This is a genomic window from Streptomyces albospinus, from assembly GCF_014648695.1.
Classification (GTDB): domain Bacteria; phylum Actinomycetota; class Actinomycetes; order Streptomycetales; family Streptomycetaceae; genus Streptomyces; species Streptomyces albospinus.
Genome location: NZ_BMRP01000116.1, coordinates 2,939 through 3,657 on the forward strand (window position 1 = coordinate 2,939; position 719 = coordinate 3,657).

1 pseudogene is annotated in these 719 nt (G+C 70.2%); it reads left to right on the forward strand.

Features of this window, described 5'->3' with window-relative positions:
- A pseudogene (locus IEZ17_RS41410) lies at positions 1-685 on the forward strand (hypothetical protein); the annotation flags it as partial.
- Positions 686-719 lie beyond the last annotated feature (34 nt).

Here is a 719-nt window from a genome sequence, read left to right on the forward strand (position 1 = left end):
TGCGCTGTGCCTCAGCAGCAACCTGATCAATCACACCCAGGTGGTGATGAACAAGGCCGCCGGACCGAACGCCGCCGCGACACCGGTCGCGGTCACGGCGACCTGCCCGGCCAACACCGTGCTGCTCGGCGGCGGCGCCCGGACCACCCCGGCCAGCGTCGGCAGCCTCAAGCCGATCGCGAGCTTCCCCACCTTCAACAACGCCGCGCACGACAACGGCCTGAAGGCCGCGGCCGACGGTGAGACCAACCCCGACTCCTGGACGGCGGTCGGCTGGAACGGCGGCGGTGGCGGCACCACGAACGAAACCTACGCGTACGCGATCTGCAGCGGCAGCGGCATCAACGTCAGCGGTGTGACGGTGAAGGTCCACTACAGCGAGGTGAGCACCTCCTCCTCGGCGGGTGCCAACACCGTCGTGACGGCCGGCTGCGGCACCGACGGCAACCTGGTCAGCGGCGGCGCAGGCGCGAGCGGCGGCAACATCACGACCAACGACTACACCGGCCCGGGCTCGGGCGGCGACCACCTCAACGGCAGCTTCCCCAGCGGCTCCAGCGGCAACCCGGTCAGCGACGGCACCACCACCGCCTCGTACTGGACCGCGGACGCCCACGCGGGCGGCGCCAGTTCCACCAACACCTACGCGGACGTCTGGGCGCTCTGCGCCAACGACGGCGTCTGACCGACCGGTTTCTGATCGATTGTCAGGTGGTGGT